Annotated in this window: 12 protein-coding genes and 5 pseudogenes; 3 read left to right on the top strand and 14 right to left on the bottom strand. The window is 71.8% G+C overall.

Annotated features, from left to right (window positions below; all coding sequences use genetic code 11):
* Window positions 1-32 precede the first annotated feature (32 nt).
* The 6 genes and pseudogenes from CCZ36_RS02950 to CCZ36_RS02925 form a co-directional block, all read right to left on the bottom strand.
* On the bottom strand, window positions 33-1085 hold the full coding sequence (locus tag CCZ36_RS02950) for an NAD-dependent epimerase/dehydratase family protein (protein ID WP_128816975.1): 1053 nt from the start codon (window positions 1083-1085) through the stop codon (window positions 33-35).
* A gap of 64 nt (window positions 1086-1149) precedes the next feature.
* A complete protein-coding gene (locus CCZ36_RS02945) occupies window positions 1150-1866 on the bottom strand; it encodes a lysophospholipid acyltransferase family protein (RefSeq protein ID WP_069736158.1) in 717 nt (238 codons plus the stop codon).
* 425 nt (window positions 1867-2291) lie between these two features.
* Window positions 2292-3240: pseudogene (locus CCZ36_RS02940) on the bottom strand (cytochrome c oxidase assembly protein).
* A 123-nt stretch (window positions 3241-3363) separates the two neighbouring features.
* On the bottom strand, window positions 3364-4389 hold the full coding sequence (locus CCZ36_RS02935) for a 6-phosphofructokinase (protein WP_069736160.1): 1026 nt from the start codon (window positions 4387-4389) through the stop codon (window positions 3364-3366).
* A 212-nt stretch (window positions 4390-4601) separates the two neighbouring features.
* Window positions 4602-5327 carry a type 1 glutamine amidotransferase gene (locus tag CCZ36_RS02930; protein ID WP_032765664.1) on the bottom strand — a complete coding sequence of 242 codons (726 nt, stop codon included), beginning with the start codon at window positions 5325-5327 and terminating at the stop codon, window positions 4602-4604.
* A gap of 34 nt (window positions 5328-5361) precedes the next feature.
* Window positions 5362-6599: pseudogene (locus CCZ36_RS02925) on the bottom strand (MurT ligase domain-containing protein).
* Window positions 6600-6713: 114 nt separating this feature from the next.
* On the opposite strand from CCZ36_RS02925, the gene def reads away from it, so the two are divergent.
* The gene (gene def / locus CCZ36_RS02920) at window positions 6714-7259 is read left to right on the top strand and encodes a peptide deformylase (protein ID WP_069736162.1); all 546 of its coding nucleotides are present in this window, start codon (window positions 6714-6716) and stop codon (window positions 7257-7259) included.
* Between the two features lie 28 nt (window positions 7260-7287).
* Here the strand turns inward: def and CCZ36_RS02915 are convergent, their stop codons facing one another.
* Window positions 7288-7962: a TetR family transcriptional regulator gene (locus CCZ36_RS02915; RefSeq protein WP_069736163.1), complete on the bottom strand. Its 675-nt coding sequence runs from the start codon at window positions 7960-7962 to the stop codon at window positions 7288-7290.
* Window positions 7963-8147: 185 nt separating this feature from the next.
* Between CCZ36_RS02915 and CCZ36_RS02910 the strand changes: the two are divergent.
* Window positions 8148-9373, top strand: a pseudogene (locus CCZ36_RS02910) (acyl-CoA dehydrogenase family protein).
* A gap of 165 nt (window positions 9374-9538) precedes the next feature.
* On the opposite strand, the gene CCZ36_RS02905 reads toward CCZ36_RS02910, so the two are convergent.
* The 6 genes and pseudogenes from CCZ36_RS02905 to CCZ36_RS02880 form a co-directional block, all read right to left on the bottom strand.
* On the bottom strand, window positions 9539-10027 hold the full coding sequence (locus tag CCZ36_RS02905) for a glutathione peroxidase (RefSeq protein ID WP_069736224.1): 489 nt from the start codon (window positions 10025-10027) through the stop codon (window positions 9539-9541).
* Window positions 10028-10077: 50 nt separating this feature from the next.
* Complete coding sequence (locus tag CCZ36_RS02900) at window positions 10078-10602, bottom strand: GNAT family N-acetyltransferase (RefSeq protein ID WP_128816974.1); 525 nt, start codon at window positions 10600-10602, stop codon at window positions 10078-10080.
* A gap of 65 nt (window positions 10603-10667) precedes the next feature.
* Window positions 10668-11246, bottom strand: a complete 579-nt coding sequence (locus CCZ36_RS02895; RefSeq protein ID WP_069736165.1) for an XRE family transcriptional regulator — start codon at window positions 11244-11246, stop codon at window positions 10668-10670.
* Window positions 11247-11279: 33 nt separating this feature from the next.
* A pseudogene (locus CCZ36_RS02890) lies at window positions 11280-12622 on the bottom strand (chloride channel protein).
* Window positions 12623-12804: 182 nt separating this feature from the next.
* A pseudogene (locus tag CCZ36_RS02885) lies at window positions 12805-14267 on the bottom strand (DUF2252 domain-containing protein).
* Between the two features lie 20 nt (window positions 14268-14287).
* On the bottom strand, window positions 14288-15253 hold the full coding sequence (locus tag CCZ36_RS02880; RefSeq protein WP_069736168.1) for a DUF389 domain-containing protein: 966 nt from the start codon (window positions 15251-15253) through the stop codon (window positions 14288-14290).
* Between the two features lie 167 nt (window positions 15254-15420).
* Here CCZ36_RS02880 and CCZ36_RS02875 point away from each other — a divergent pair, with 167 nt between their 5' ends.
* Window positions 15421-15675: a DUF6011 domain-containing protein gene (locus CCZ36_RS02875; RefSeq protein WP_069736169.1), complete on the top strand. Its 255-nt coding sequence runs from the start codon at window positions 15421-15423 to the stop codon at window positions 15673-15675.
* Between the two features lie 83 nt (window positions 15676-15758).
* Here the strand turns inward: CCZ36_RS02875 and CCZ36_RS02870 are convergent, their stop codons facing one another.
* A complete protein-coding gene (locus CCZ36_RS02870; protein WP_069742521.1) occupies window positions 15759-16631 on the bottom strand; it encodes an acyl-CoA thioesterase in 873 nt (290 codons plus the stop codon).
* Between the last annotated feature and the right edge of the window lie 28 nt (window positions 16632-16659).

The following is a 16659-nucleotide window of genomic DNA, read 5'->3' as shown; positions in this document are numbered from 1 at the left end:
GACGCCCCGAGGCGTACGACCGGGGCCCGCTCTCAGCGGCGGCCCCGGTCGTACGCCGTCAGCCAGGCGTCCTCCGCCGCGTAGTCGAAGAGACTCTCGCCGTAGTTCTTGAGCATCTTCGGGAACGCCTCCCGCCAGTCGCGCCCCGCCAGCTCCCCGGCGAGCCACTCGACCGTCTGCGGCAGCGATTCCGCATAGCCCGTCACGGGGCGATAGCCGAGCTGCTGACCGGCGGCCGTCATGTCGTAGACCACCGGGTGCGCGCCGCTCCACGGTGTCTCGCCCACCTGCCCCTCGGGCGCCGGGCCATCGATCAGCACCGTCTCCGTCTCCCGCCCGAGCACCGCGTCGATCGCCGACGCGATCTCCGCGACCGTGGGCGCCTCGGGGTCCGCCGCGTTCAGCACACGCGAACCCGGCTGCCCGGCGGCCAGACGGATCAGCTCCGCCGCGTTGGCCACGTGCAGCGGGTGGAAGCGGCTCTCCCCGCCGTACGCGAGGACCCGGCGCCGCCGCCCGTCCAGCAGCCGCTTCACGACGTACAGCTCGCGCGGTGTGCGGCAGTACGGGCCGTGGACCGCGCCCGCGCGCAGCAGCGTCACCGGCAGGGCCTCGCCCGCCGCCAGCAACTCCCGCTCCAGCAGGACCTTCCGCGTCCCGTACGTGCCGTCCCCCGGGGCCACCGTCGCCTGGCTCTCCCGCAGCGGGACCGGGTAGCGAGGGAAGCCGTCCGGCTCGGCCTGGGTGTCGAAGCTGCGGCCCCGCTCGTCCTCGTACACCGCGCCGCTGGAGATCACCACCGCCGAGCCGATCCGGTCGGCCAGTCCGGTCAACTGCCGGGCGTGCGCGCCGCCGAACGCCACCATGTCGACCAGCACGTCACAGCCGTCGCCCAGCGCCTTCTCCAGTGCCCCCTCCTCGTCCCGGTCGAGCGCCACCGCCCGGACCCCGGCATCCCACTCCTCGTCCCGGCCACCGCCGCGTGAGGCCGCGGTGACCTCCCAGCCGTCGGCGGCCAGCGCGCGGCCCGCCGCCCGCCCGATCTGCCCCGTCGCTCCCAGCACCCATGCGTGTCCCTTGGCCATGGAAGCGACGCTAGGGGAGTGCGCCCGCCGGGACGAGGCCGCTCTGCCGGTGGCGAATCCGCGCTCAGCGTCGCCGCTTGGGGAACTTCCTCGGCGGCGCGGCATCCTGCTCGGCCGCCTTCACCTTGGCCGCGTACTCGTCCACGTACTCCTGGCCGGAGAGTTCGAGGATCGCGTACATGATCTCGTCCGTCACCGCCCGGATCGCGGCCTTCTGGTTCTCCATGCCCGCGTAGCGGGAGAAGTCCAGCGGTTCGCCGAAGCGGATCGCGACCCGCTTGATCTTGGGCACGACCTGGCCGGGCGGCTGGATCTCGAAGGTGCCGACCATCGCGCAGGGGATCACCGGCACCTGTGCGGTGATCGCCATCACCGCGACCCCCACCTTGCCCTTGTAGAGCCGGCCGTCGTGCGAGCGGGTGCCCTCCGGGTAGATCCCCAGCAGCTCGCCCTTGTCCAGCACGCCGAGCCCTTCGCGGATCGCCGCCCGACCGGCGTCCTTGCCGGACCGGTCCACCGGGATCTGGCCCGCGCTGCGGAAGAAGGCGGCCGTGAGCCGCCCCTTGATCCCCGGGCCCGTGAAGTACTCGGCCTTCGCCAGGAAGGTGATCCGCCGCTTGATGATGGCCGGCATCAGGAAATGGTCCGAGAAGGAGAGGTGGTTGCCCGCGACGATCGCCGCGCCCTCCTCCGGGATGCTTTCCAGGCCCTCGATCCGGGGCCGGAACAGCAGCCGCAACACAGGTCCCAGAACGACATACTTCAGGACGTAATAAAACACCGTGCGGGTGCACCTCGCTCTGCCGGGCCGACTCAGGACTCGTATCTACCAGGTCATGGTGGTGCCGGGGCCTCAGCGTAGGGCCCCGGCACCACCGTGCGACCGTAGCGAACCGGTCTCCCGGCTCGTACCCGCCTCCGGGCCCGTCAGGCGTGGTCACCCCACCGTGACGCCGGGGCAGTGTTCACCCACCGTGATGTCTCAGGTGTCCTGTGTGGCCAGCATGCCGATGGTGCACAGTCCCAGCACCACCCAGCCGAACCAGAGCCAGCCACTGCTTCCCAACGCCACCGTGTACGCGGTCACCACGACCAGCGCCCGACGGTCAGGTATCCCATGGTCTTCGTCGATCCGGACATGCGCGCACGCTCCTCGTCGGCCGCGCGGCCGTTGTCCCCATGGTCACCCCGTATGCGCCCTCCGCGCTACTGTCCGCGCGCCTGCAAAGACGCGAGATAGGCGTTGTACGCCGCCAGCTCCTTGTCGCCGTCGCGGTCGGCGGCCCGGTCCGAGCGCCGGGCGGCACGCTGTTCGGAGTTGTACCACTGGTAGACCAGCGCGATCAGCACCAGCACCGAGGGGATCTCGCTGAACGCCCAGGCGATGCCGCCCGCCCAGTTCTGGTCGCTCAGGGCGTCGATGCCCAGCGAGGCGGGCGGATTCTCATACGTCTTCACCATCGGCGTCGACGCATCATCAGCGCGATCCCGAAGAACGCGTGGAACGGCATCCCGGCGAACAGCTCCAGCATCCGCATCACATAGCCGGGCGGTGCGGGCCCGGGTCCACGCCCATGATCGGCCAGAAGAAGACCAGACCGACCGCGAGGAAGTGCACCATCATCCCGATGTGGCCCGGCTTGGAGCCCATCAGGAAGTCGAAGATCGGCGTGAAGTAGAGAGCGTAGAGGCTCGCGATGAACAGCGGGATCGTGAACACCGGATGCGTGATGATCTTCATGTACCGGCTGTGCAGCAGCTTCAGCAGCAGTTCGCGCGGCCCGGTCCGCCCCCGGCCGGCCGGCGGCAGCGCGCGCAGCGCCAGCGTCACCGGGGCACCGAGCAGCAGCAGGATCGGCGACAGCATGCTGATCACCATGTGCTGCACCATGTGCACGCTGAACATGACCATGCCGTAGTCGTTGAGCTTGGTGCACATCACCAGCGCAATGCTCAGCACGCCCACCGTGAAGAACACGATCCGGCTCACCGGCCAGCCGTCCCCGCGCCGACGCAGCCGCACCACGCCGTACCCGTACAGGGCGAGCGCCAGGACGCAGCCGGTCAGGAAGAACGGTTCGACGGAGAGGTCCAGCCCCCGTCCCAGCGTGAACGGCGGCAGATCCATGTTCATGCCGTGCCCGCTGTGATCCATCTGTTCACTCCCGATGGGGACACGTCCCCGTTTCGTGCCGGTTGTCCGGTCCAGAGTAGAACTGCCCCCGGGCGCGGTCGCGGCCGGGGGCAGTTCTGGAAGGACGTGTCCTGACGAGGTGCTCTAGAGCACGCACTCCGCCTCGGCGTACCGCTCGGCCGGGACCGTCTTCAGCGTCTCGACCGCCTCCGCCAGCGGGACCATCACGATGTCCGTGCCGCGCAGCGCGGTCAGCATCCCGAACTCTCCCCGGTGCGCCGCCTCCACCGCGTGCCAGCCGAACCGGGTCGCGAGGACGCGGTCGTACGCGGTCGGCGTGCCGCCGCGCTGGACGTGGCCGAGGATGACCGGGCGGGCCTCCTTGCCGAGCCGCTGCTCCAGTTCGCCGGAGAGCTGCGTGGCCACCCCGGCGAACCGCTCGTGGCCGTAGATGTCCTTGACGCCCTGCTCGAACTGCATGGAGCCCTCGCGCGGCTTGGCGCCCTCGGCGACCACGACGATGGCGAACTTCTTGCCCGCCGAGAACCGCTTGCCGACCAGCTCGGTCAGCTCGTCGATGTCGAAGGGGCGCTCGGGTACCACGATCGCGTGGGCGCCGGCGGCCATGCCGGAGTGCAGGGCGATCCAGCCGGTGTGACGGCCCATGACCTCCACGATCAGCACCCGTTGGTGCGACTCGGCGGTGGTCTTCAGCCGGTCCAGCGCCTCGGTCGCGACACCGACGGCGGTGTCGAAGCCGAAGGTGACGTCGGTGGAGGCGATGTCGTTGTCGATGGTCTTGGGGACCCCGACGATGGGCAGCCCGGCTTCGGAGAGGAGGTGGGCGGCCTTCAGCGTGCCCTCGCCGCCGATCGGGATGATGGCGTCCAGGCCGAGGTCCGCGACATGGCCGCGGGCGCGCTCCACCCCGTCGCGCAGATGCGCGGGCTGGACGCGGGAGGAACCGAGGATCGTGCCGCCGCGGGCCAGGATGCCGCCCACCGCGTCGAGATCGAGCTTGCGGTAGTCCGCCTCCAGCAGGCCCTTCCAGCCGTCGTGGAAGCCGATGACCTCATCGCCGTGGTCCACCACCGCGCGGTGCACGACGGAACGGATGACGGCGTTGAGGCCGGGGCAGTCGCCGCCGGAGGTGAGTACGCCAATGCGCATGGCCCGGAAACCTTTGCAACGTGTAAGTCGACGACCGGACCACGCCGTCCGGTTGGATCCCCGCCACCCTACCGGCGCAGGGTGGCGGGACCGAACCGGCCGTCCGCCTGCTGGACTTCGCTCAACCGAGCGGAAAACCCCTCAGGCGGGCTGTCGCTCAACCGAGCGCAAACCCCCTCAGGAGGGCTTTGCTCATGCGAGCGGAACGCACCTCAGGCGGGCTGGGTCGCCGAGGCGATCCGCTCGGCGCGCAGCGCCTCGTACCAGCGGTCGTCGGTCGGCGGCAGCGCGTTCACGTCAAGGGCCAGCTTCAGAAGCAGATCGGCGATCTGCGGGTTGCGGGCCATCACCGGACCGTGCATGTACGTCCCGAAGACCGTGTCGTTGTACGCGCCCTCCGTGCCGTCCCCGGTGCCGTTGCCCCGGCCGAACTGCACCCGGGCGAACGGCCGTGCCGTCGGGCCGAGATGGGTGACGCCCTGGTGGTTCTCGAACCCGGTCAGCGGCTCCAGACCGAGCTGCGGGTCGATGTCCGCCAGCACGTCGCCGACGCACCGCGCCCCCTCGCCGCGGGTGGAGACCACGTCGAGCAGACCGAGACCCTGCTCGCGCTCACCGAGGTCGTTGACGAACTCGTGGCCGAGGATCTGGTAGCCCGCGCAGACCGAGAAGATGATCGCGCCGTTGGACGCGGCCCGGGCCAGCCCGCCGTCACGGCGCAGCCGCTCCGCCGCGAGCCGCTGCGGACGGTCCTCACCGCCGCCGATCAGATAGATGTCGCCGGACGTCGGCACCGGCTGGTCGCTGCGCACGTCGACGCGCTGCACGTCCAGACCGCGCTGCCGGGCCCGCCGCTCCACGACCAGGGCGTTGCCCTGGTCGCCGTAGGTGCTGAGCAGGTCGGGGTAGACCCAGACCAGACGCAGACCGTTGTTCATACTTCGTCCTCTCCGGAGATGGCCGGGGCCGGGGTCAGTTGCCGACACGGCGGCGCAGATCCTGGAAGGCGGTGTAGTTGGCGATGACCTCGATGCGGCCGGGCGGGGCGTACTGCACGGCCTCGTCGAGGTTCTCGCAGACCCGGAAGTCGAGACCGGCCACTTCGAGACGGACCGCCAGGTCCAGCTTGCGGTCGCCGAGCACGAAGATCGGGTGCCCGGCCAGCTGGGTGTAGTCCACGTCCCACAGCCAGGAGGTGTCCGTGCCGTCCGCGCCGCGGGCGTTCACCGAGAGGATCACCGGCGTCGGCGGCGGGTCGATCAGCGAGAACGTCTCCAGCCAGCCGGCCGGGTTCTTCGCCAGCAGGAGCCGCAGCTCACGGTTCTGGAAGGTGACGACGTCGTACCGTCCGGCGACCGCCTGCACCTGGTACATCCGCTCCAGCGCGACCTGCGGAGGCACGCCGAAGACGGCGGCCACGGCGGCCGAGCTGGCGGCGTTCGCCTTGTTGGCGCGGCCGGGCAGCTGGAGGTGGATCGGCCACGCCGAACCGTGCGGGTCCAGGACGTAGTCGCCGTTCAGCGCCCAGCTCGGGGCGGGACGGCGGAAGCCGCACTGCCCGCAGAACCAGTCGTCGCCCGGACGCTGCATCACACCGCCGCAGGACGGGCAGGACCAGGCGTCGTCCTTCCACGCCTGACCGGCCGCCACCCACACCACGTTGGACGAGGAGGAGGCCGCCCAGACGACCAGCGGGTCGTCCGCGTTGGCGATGATCACTGCCTTCGAGCCGGACAGGCCCTCGCGCCAGTGCTCGGCCATCATCCGGGTCTCGGCCGCGCGGTCCAGCTGGTCGCGGGAGAGGTTGAGCAGCGCGATGGCCTTGGGCGTGGTGTCCCGGGCCACCCCCGCCAGGTACTTCTCGTCGACCTCGATGACGCCGAACTTCGCGTCCGAGCCGCCGGCCAGCGCCGAGGTGATGCCGGCGGGCATGTTCGCGCCGAGCGCGTTCGACACGACGGGCCCGGCGGCCCGCAGCGCCTCGGCGATCAGCCGCGTGGTGGTCGTCTTGCCGTTCGTCGCCGACACGAGGATCACGTCCAGGTGCTGCGCCAGCCGCCCCAGCAGGTCGGGTCGAGTTTGAGCGCCACCCGGCCGCCGATCACCGATCCGCTGCCCCGCCCCGCGGCGCGTGACACCGCTGCCGCGGCCTTGCCCGCCGTCACGGCCAGTTTGGCCCGCGGCGACAACGGCTCCGTGTTGCCTGCCATCGTCCTAGATCCTCCTTGCATCGGTCCGCGCCCAGCCTATCGATGTCCGCCGCATCGGCCGCACCGCGGCACCACGGGAAGTGACCGGCCCCGGCGGAACGTACGCTTGCCGCCATGCGAAACCGCCCGATCCCCGGCAGTTCCGGACTCGTCCGTGAGATGAGTCTGCTCGGCGACCCGTTGCTCCACCGGCCCTGCGAGAACGTCACCGATTTCGGCCCGTCGCTCGCGAAGCTGATCGAGGACATGTTCGCCACGATGTACGCCGCACAGGGTGTCGGGCTCGCCGCCAACCAGATCGGCGTCCCGCTCAAGGTGTTCGTCTACGACTGCCCGGACGACGACGATGTCCGCCATCTGGGACATGTGGTCAATCCCGAACTGGTCGAGGCGGACGGACTCACCGTACGCGGACCGGAGGGCTGTCTGTCACTTCCAGGTCTGGAAGCGGGCACGGAACGCTTCGACCACGCGGTCGTCGAGGGGCTGACGATGACCGGCGATCCGGTCCGGATCGCCGGGACGGGATGGTTCGCCCGGTGCCTCCAGCACGAGTGCGACCACCTGGAGGGCACCGTCTACCCCGACCGGCTGACCGGGCTGCGGCGCTCCCGGCTGCTGCGCGCGGCGCGCCGGGCTCCCTGGGCGCGGCAGGGCTGATCCAGCCGGGGCCCGGCGGGGTGCCGGTTCAGAACCCCGGGCCCCCCTTGACGTCGCGGTCGCCGGCCTCCGCCAGCCGTCCCCACAGCAGGTCGGCGAGGCTGCTCACCAGCCGCTCGCGGGAGCAGGGCCGGTCGGCGAGCCACCAGTCGCCCGCCGCGTGCATCATGCCGACGATCCCGTGGCCCCAGATGCGGGCCATCTGCTCGCTGTCCGGCCCCAGGTCCACCCGCTCGACGATCACCTGGCCCAGTTCCTCGCCGAGGCGGCGCAGCAGGGGTGCGGAGTGCCGGCCCACGTCGAAGCCCTGCTCGGCGGAGGGGGAGGCGTCGGCGGTGTCGGCCGCTCCGTCGGCGGGGTGCATCAAGAAGCGGTAGACCTGCGGGCGGGCCTCGATCGCGGCGAGATAGGTGTCGAGCGTGGACTCCACCCGCGCCCGCCGCTCGGCGGGCGCGTCCAGGGCGGCGCGCAACGCGCTGAGCAGGGCGTCGGTGTGGCGCTTGGCCAGCGCGCGGTAGAGGCCGCCCTTGTCCCCGAAGTGGCGGTAGAGGATCGGCTTGGTGATCCCGGCCTCGGCGGCGATGGCGTTCATCGAGGCCTGCGGTCCGTCTCTGAGCACCACCCGGTCCGCCGCTTCCAGCAACTCGCGGCGACGGCGCTCGGCCGCGGTCCGCTGTCGCTCGGAGGTTCGTGCGGTCTCCATGTCGTCTCTCCCACCCCTGGCCACGCGGTGCCGTCGCACCGCTCCTGCACGCCCGCGCAACGTAACACTCCACGAGGCGGGGGCCGGATCGGCTCCATGGCGGTTGACAGTACCTACTTGCCGGTAACAGACTGTTGTTACCGCGAGTAACGCATGGTTTTCGCCGCAGTGCCTGGAGGGGAAACATGGCCGAGTTCACGCTTGAGCTCAACGACGACCAGAAGCAGGTCAAGGAGTGGCTCCACGGCTTCGCGGCGGATGTCATCCGCCCCGCCGCCGCCGAGTGGGACGAGCGTGAGGAAACGCCCTGGCCCGTCATCCAGGAAGCGGCCAAGGTCGGCATCTACTCCCTGGACTTCTACGCCCAGCAGTTCTTCGACCCTACGGGTCTCGGCATCCCCATGGCTATGGAAGAGCTCTTCTGGGGCGACGCGGGCATCGCCCTGTCGATCGTCGGTACGGGCCTGGCGGCCGTCGGCGTCCTCGCCAACGGCACCGAGGAGCAGATCGGCACCTGGATCCCGCAGATGTACGGCGACGCCGACGACGTGAAGGTCGCCGCCTTCTGCTCCTCCGAGCCCGACGCCGGATCCGACGTCGCCTCGATGCGCACCCGGGCCGTCTACGACGAGGCCAAGGACGAGTGGGTCCTCAACGGCACCAAGACCTGGGCGACCAACGGCGGCATAGCCAACGTGCACGTGGTCGTCGCGGTCGTCGACCCCGACATCGGCTCCAAGGGCCACGCCTCCTTCATCGTGCCCCCGGACACCCCGGCCTCTCCCAGGGCCAGAAGTTCAAGAAGCACGGCATCCGGGCCTCGCACACCGCCGAGGTGGTCCTGGAGGACGTCCGTGTCCCCGGCCACTGCCTGCTCGGCGGCAAGGAGAAGCTCGACGAGCGCCTCGCCCGCGCCCGGGAGCGCGCCAAGGCGGGCGGCGAGCGGGTGAAGAACGCGGCGATGGCCACCTTCGAGGCCTCCCGCCCGGCCGTCGGCGCCATGGCGGTCGGCACCGCCCGCGCCGCCTACGAGGTCGCCCTCGACTACGCGAAGACCCGCAGCCAGTTCGGCCGCCCGATCATCGACAACCAGGGCATCGCCTTCCAGCTCGCCGACATGCGCACCCGCATCGACGCGGCCCGGCTGCTGGTCTGGCGCGCCTCCTGGATGGCCACCACCGGCAAGCCGTTCACCTCGGCCGAGGGCTCCATGTCGAAGCTCTACGCGAGCGAGACCGCCCGGGACGTCACCGCGCAGGCGATCCAGATCCTCGGCGGCAACGGCTTCACTCGCGAGTACCCCGTCGAGCGCATGCACCGCGACGCGGCCATCTACACCATCTTCGAGGGCACCAGCGAGATCCAGCGCCTGGTGATCGCCCGCACGCTCTCGGGCATGCCGATCCGCTGAGGACGCCTGCCCCGTCCGGACGGGGCAGGGCCGCCGCTTCTCCCGGAGGAGCGGCGGCCGCGGCTAGCGTTTGATGAGCGCGGTGACCTGCCATCGGGTTCTGTGATCCAGCCCGACCGAAGGACCCCACAAAAAAGGGGCGGTCCGGACCGCCCCCGCGCGCACTCAGCCCGGCAGGTGCGCCTCGATCGCCGCCACGACCTCCGTGGACTCCGGCTCGGAGCGCGGACGGATCCGGGCCACCGGCTCACCGGCCGGCGAGATCACGAACTTCTCGAAGTTCCACTGGACGTCCCCGGCCTCCCCGTCCGCGTCCGACAGCCGCGTCAGCTCCGCGTACAGCGGGTGCCGGCCGTCGCCGTTGACGTCGGTCTTCTCCAGCAGCGGGAAGCTGACCCCGTACGTCGTCGCGCAGAACGTCTGGATCTCCTCCGCGCTGCCCGGCTCCTGCCCGGCGAACTGGTTGCACGGGACGCCGAGCACGGTCAGGCCCCGGTCCCCGTAGTTCTGCTGCAGCCGCTCCAGGCCCTCGTACTGCGGGGTGAGCCCGCACTTGGAGGCCACGTTCACCAACAGGACGGTCCGGCCGCTGTACGCGCCCAGCGTGGTCGGCTCGCCCGCGAGGGTGCGCAGCGGAATGTCGTGCAGCGTCATGAAGCTCTCCCTGGTCATTGCGTGGTGCCGCTCATTGTGCCGCCCGCCGCTCACGGAGCGGCGAGCTCCTTGTAGTAGAAGGTCGTCGGCTTGAGGCTGCCCGCCGGATCGGCCGCGTATCCCGGCACGCTCCCGATCTTCGTCCACCCCGCCCCGCAGTAGACCTGCTCGGCCAGGCTGCCGCTCTCGGTGTCCAGGATCAGCAGCGTGATGCCCTCGGTCATCGCGTACTCCTCCACCGCCGCCAGCAGCGCCCCGCCGAGCCCCTGGCCGCGTGCGGAGGGGCGCACCATCAGCTTGGCGACCTCCGCGCGGTGGCGGGCGTTCGGCAGAGGGGCACGGACCAGGGCGATCGTTCCGGAGACCCGACCGCCCTCGCGGGCGATCCAGATGCCGATGCTCCCGGCCTCCACGGCGGCAGCCCGCTCCCGCCACCAGACGGCGGCCGTCTCCCGGTCCAACGGGGCCAGGAAGCCCACCGAGGAACCCTCCTCGACGGTCTCGACCAGCAGGCCGGCCAGGTCATCGGCGTACGTGACCAGCTCAGGGGCGGTCACGTGGACGATCTCGGTCATGAGCGGGGGTCCTTTCGCGGCGGAACGGTCGAAGGGTGCGGAGCGGAAAGGGCGCGGAGCCGGAGTCAGGGCAGGACGATCAGCAGGGCGTAACGGGCCCGCTCCGGCCCCGCGCAGTGGAAGCGGGACGGGCCGTGCAGCCTGAAGCGGAGGCAGTCGCCGGTGCGCACGGTGTGCGTCACCTCGGCGACCGTCACCTCCACCGTGCCTTCCACTACCCAGATGTGCTGCTCGACACCGGGGACGGGCGCGTTCTCGTAGGCGATCGACGCCCCCGGATCGAGGACGGACTCGACGACCTCGGCGCGCAGTCCCGGATGCGGCGGCGAGACCGACCGCCGGACGAACCCGGCCGCCTCGTCGCGCCAGACCGTCTGCCGCGCCGCGGGCACCAGGGGCGGTGGTTCGGCCTCCACCTCCATGAGGAGGCGGGACATCGTCCGGCCGTAGACCGTGCACAGCCGCCCGAGCAGCGTGGCGGTCGGGCTCACCTCGCAGCGCTCCAGCCGCGAGAGCGTCGACCGGCTCACCCCGCTGCGCCGGGCCAGCTCGTCCAGGGACCAGCCGTGCTCGGTGCGCAGGTCCGCCAGTCGCACGGCGAGCCGGACGCCCATGGGGTCCGGCTCCTCGATCGCTTCTCCCATATTCGGGAGCATATCCCTGATCGGGGAGAGGATCTAGACGGCCCCCGACCGCGCCCCGCCCGGATCCGCGGGCGCGGGCGTCAGCCGGAGAGTGACCACGTACGCCACCACCACCGCCACGATCACCAGCGGCATCACCGTGAGCCCTTCCCTGCCCAGCAGAAGCGTCGCCAGGAGCACCGAGGTCATCGGCAGCCGCAGCATCGCCACGCACATGGCCCCCACGCCCATCGCGAACCCCGCGGTGAGATGCAGCCCCGGCAGATGGGACAGCGCGATACCGCCCACCGCACCCACGAACATCGCGGGAAAGACCGGTCCGCCCCGGAAGCAGCTCAGCGAGGCGCAGTAGGCGAGCGACTTGCAGACGATGAGCAGGACGAGCGCGGCGACCGAATACTCCGCGCTCGCGGACAGCAGGTGGCCCATCTCGTGCTCGCCCGAATACAGCACCTGGGAGCCGTCCTTGCCCGACGCCTCGGCGTACACCAGTGCCAGCGCGCCGACGACCAGGCCCATCACCGCCGTGGCCACCACCGTCCGCCGCTCCACGCGTTTCTGGAGGGCCAGCGACAGCCGGCGGATACCCGCCCCGGCGAAGGCCGCCGCGACACCCAGGACCAGCGCCCATCCGAACCCGGCGGCATCAGGGCCGGCCGCCGAGGGCACCTCGCCCAGGGTCAGGGAGTACGTCCCCAGCCCCGTCCAGGACCCGAGCCCCGTGAAGATCAGCGCCCCGATCCCCGCCGAGAGCAGCCCCGGCACCAGCACCACGCCCAGCATCGGTCCGGCCAGCCCCGACACCTCCATCAGCAGGAACGCACCGAGCAGCGGGGACCCCAGCAGGGCGCTCACCGCGGCGAAGCTCCCCGACGCCCCGACCAGGGACCGTGCGTCCGGGGACAGATCCCGCTTGACGCGGCCCGCCGCCCAGACGGCCAGCCCCCCGCCCAGGGCGATCAGGGGCGCCTCCGGCCCCAGCACCGCGCCCACGCCCAGCGAGACGAGCGCCGCGAGCACGACCCCGGGAGATGCGCCGCGGGCGGGGCGCCGGTGGACACCAGCCCCTCCGCGGGCCGGTGCCCGCCCCCGCCCGGCAGCCGGCGGACGACGAGCCCGACCAGGAGCCCGGCGACGCCGAGCAGCGGAACGGGCCACCACGACGGCGTCGCGTCGAAGCCCAGCGCCTTCGGCAGCTCCGTGTACGTCAGCGACTGCAGCTCCGAGACCAGCGCCAGGAAGCCGAACGCGATCGCGGAGACGGGCACCCCGAGTACGGCCGCAATCAGTAGCAGCCCCGCGTACTTCCGCGTGCGGACCGCCGCGTACGGGTCCTCCGGAACGGCGAGGGGGGTGGCCGGAGGGGTGGTCGGCATGGTCTCGGCTCCTCGGCGTGACGACGGTCGGGAAAGGGGCGTCCCCCGGCCGCCGGGCACGGCACACCCCCGGCCGTCGGACATCGGGAGGGGGCGCGCCCTCCCTGCTTCACGCCGGGATACCACGAGGCAGCGGACCGGGACGCCCGCCGCCCCGGGAACTCACTCTCCGGTGCGGAAGGTCAGCCACCCGGCCCCGGAGGACCGTCCGCGCCGGAGGTGCCGTTCGCGCCGTCCGCGGGCAGCCGCCCGGCGGCCACCGCGTCGACCAGCGCCCGGTGGTCCAGCTCGTTGCGGTCCGCGTACGACTCGGCGAACGTGGCGACCGCCCGGTCGAAGACGTCCTTGCCGCCCAGATAGCCGGCGATGGCGATCCGGTCCCCGGACCTGGCATGGGCGCGGGCCAGCGTGGCCCCGCACACCTCACCGAACACCCGCATCCCCTTCGGCACCATCGACTCGGGCTCGGCGATGCCCTTCCAGTCGCGCAGCTGGCGCACATAGAAGTCCCGGCTCCGGCCGTCGATGCCCTGCGCCCGCTCCCAGCCGAGGAAGATGTCGCCGGCCGCCTGCATCAGGCGCTGCCCCGCGACCACCCGCTCGCCCTGGTTCGCATACCCGCTCGCCCCGGCGAACTCGGCCAGTACCGAGGGGCCGGCCTCCTTGGCCTGGAGCAGGAGCGGATCCCCGCCGTCCCGGCCGAGCAGCAGGACGATCCAGCACCGGGTGCCGACACTGCCCACACCGACGACCTTCCGGGCCACATCCACCAGGGCGAAGTCCTCCAGGAGGCTGCGCCGGTCGGGCGGCAGGCTGCGCGCGTACCCCGCCAGCATGCCGCCGAACCGCCGGAACACCGCATCCCGGTCCACGCCCGGCGTCAGATCGGTCAGCGGGACGACCATCGGCGGGTCCGCCGCGATCCGCAGCCGCCCGTCGACCACCTCGGCGAGCTTCCCGAACGCCTGACGGCTGTCCCGGGACCGGGCCTTCCCCAACGCCCGGTCGACATTCCTGCGCCCCCGCCCGCCCAACTGCTGCGCGGCCACCGTGCGCAGCCGCTCGGCATCCGTCCGCGCGTACCAGACGTCCAGATTGCGCATGTCCGCGTACCGGGCCATCGCCTCCCGGTACGAGCGGACCGCGGCCCGGACGATTCCGGCCCGCTCCCGGTGCGTGAATCCGTTCGCCCTCCCCGCGATGACGAGGCTCGCCGCCAGCCGCTTGACGTCCCACTCCCACGGCCCCGGCAGCGTCTCGTCGAAGTCGTTGATGTCGAAGAGCAGATTCCGCTCGGGGAGGCCAGCAGCCGGAAGTTCAGCAGATGGGCGTCCCCGCACAACTGCGCCCGGATCCCCGAGGCCGGAGTGCCGGACAGGTCGGCGGCCATCACCGCGGCCGCGCCCCGGTAGAAGCGGAACGGGGACTCCGTCATCCGGGCATAGCGGATCGGCACCAGCTCGGGGACCCGCTCCGCCGACTGCGCTTCGAGGACGGCCAGCGGATCGGGACGATACGGTGACGGCGAGAACTCCGCATGGCTCGACCGCGGAGCCTTCCGCCGGGCGGCCTTGCCCAGCGCGGCGCGTTCGGCGGGTGTCGCGTGCGGTGCGGCGCGCAGTGACGCCGCGGCTTCCCTGCCCATGGGTATCCCTCCGGCGGTCCTCATGTCTGTTCGGCGAGCCGGCGTTCGCGGTCGCGGCGGAGCCGGACCCGCCGCCAGATCGCGCGCTGGGCCTTGAGCGCGGTCGTGCCCACCACGATCAGCACGAGGATGTTGACGACGAGCTGGATGGCCGAGCCCCGTACATCGGCCCAGCTGGTGAACGCCGCGGAGACGGCGACGTCCGCGGCGGCCGGGATCGTCGTCACGGAGATGAACACCCCGAGCAGGGCGCTCGTCCTGGCCTCGGTGAGCGACACGATTCCGACGATCCCGGCCAGGGTGGCGACGGCGACGGAGAAGAAGTTCGGGGTGTTGATGAGGTTGGAGACGGGCCGCAGCCCTCGCTCGAACGCCTCCGACTCCAGCCCGAAACCGCGGATGAGGAGGGCGAACAGGAAGGTGATCACGATGGTCAGGAGGAAGCCGCCGCCCAGGGCGGCCAGCCCGCTGCGCACCATGGACCGGTGGCGCTGGTCGATGCCCAGCGCCACGCTGACGATGGCGCCGTACTCCGGCCCGACGACCATCGCGCCGACGATCAGGATCTGCGAGTTGGTGACGATGCCGACCGAGCCGATCAGACCGGCGATGACCAGGTAGAGGTAGAAGCTCGGCGGGTACCGGCCTCCGGACCTGATGCGTGCCTCGACCTGTTCCCAGACCGGGGCCCGGCTCAGCGGCCCCAGTTCGCGCTGCCCGCCCTCGGTGGCCGCGCCGGAGAAGGCCATGTCGACGGGTTCGATGACGAGGGAGCCCCGCCGGTCGAGGTGGACGGCGCGCAGCCGGTGCAGGACGTCGTTGGCCGCCCCCGTCAGTACGTCGCAGGCGATGGCATCGCCGTCGGGGCGTCGTGCGGCATCGCGCTGGACGATCAGATTGAGCACGCACGGGTCGGCCGAGAGCAGGCCCACGACCTCGTCGGTCAGATCCGGCGGGCTCACCGCGCGGATGTGGATCATGTCCATCCCGGCACCTCCGCGGCTCCCGGCCCCGTCGCACGGAGCTGTGCCCGGCAGGCGGCCCGGGGCTCACTCCAGTAACGCGGCACCGGCACGGTTCGGCAAACCGGGCGCCCCGGCCGGGAAGCCCCGGGCGGCGGGCGGCCGCCCAGCGGGGCTGGGATCATCGAGGGGTGGACACACCCGATGCCCTTCCCGAACCGCTGCCCGGAACCGGCGAAGCGGTCCGCGAGGAGGGGGCCGCCGACGAGGGCGCGCCCGAGGGCCGCCGCCTCGTCCGCTGCCGTCTCTGCGGCCGGCCCCTGACCGGGACCGACTCGCGGCGGGCCGGCCTCGGCCCGTCCTGCGACGCCAAGCTGCACCCGGCGTCGCCGGACATCCGCACCCGCCGCCACGAGGTCGACCAGGACCCGCTTCCCGGCACCTGAGCGGCAGGGCTCACCCCGGCGCCGGGCACCCGAGCGGCAGGGTCACCCCTCCAGCCGCCGGACCCGGCACGTCAGCGGCAGGGCTACCCCTCCAGCCGCCGGAACAGCCCCTCCTGCACCACCGACACCAGCAACTGCCCCGCACGGTCGTAGATCCGGCCCCGCGCCAGGCCCCGCCCGCCCGTGGCGATCGGCGACTCCTGGTCGTACAGGAACCACTCGTCCGCCCGGAACGGCCGGTGGAACCACATCGCGTGATCCAGGGACGCCATGTCGAAGCCGCGCGGACCCCACAGCGGCTCCACCGGGATACGGACCGCGTCCAGTAGCGTCATGTCGCTCGCGTACGTCAGCGCACAGGTGTGCACCAGCGGGTCGTCGCCCAGCGGGCCCACCGCCCGCATCCACACCGCGCTGCGCGGATCGGCGTCCCTGATCTCGTCCTTCGTCCAGCGCAGCCGGTCGACATAACGGATGTCGAAGGGCTGACGGCGGGCCATCCGCTCCAGCGCCTCCGGCAGCGCGCCCAGATGCTCGCGCACCTCCTCGGCGACCGTCGGCAGCTCCTCCGGATCCGGGACGATCCGGGCCGGCGGCAGCTGGTGCTCGAACCCCGCTTCCTCGGGGCGGTGGAAGGACGCCGTCAGGTTGAAGATCGTCCGGCCCTCCTGGACCGCCGTCACCCGGCGGGTGGTGAAGGACCTGCCGTCCCGCACCCGCTCCACCTGGTAGACGATCGGCACCCCGGGGCGCCCCGGCCGCAGGAAGTAGGCGTGCAGCGAGTGCACCGGCCGCTCCCCGTCGGTGGTCCGGCCCGCCGCCACCAGCGCCTGACCCGCGACCTGCCCCCCGAAGACCCGCTGGAGGGACTCGTCGGGGCTGCGGCCGCGGAAGATGTTGACCTCGATTCGCTCCAGGTCGAGCAGATCGACCAGACGCTCGGCCGGATTCGTCATGCCGTACCTCTCCTGTTACGCGTCGGGG

It is taken from the genome of Streptomyces sp. S063, from assembly GCF_002832675.1.
In the GTDB taxonomy this organism is placed as follows: Bacteria; Actinomycetota; Actinomycetes; order Streptomycetales; family Streptomycetaceae; genus Streptomyces; species Streptomyces sindenensis.
The sequence above is the reverse complement of the archived record's forward strand: the minus strand, read 5'-3'. Positions and strand labels throughout refer to the sequence as shown.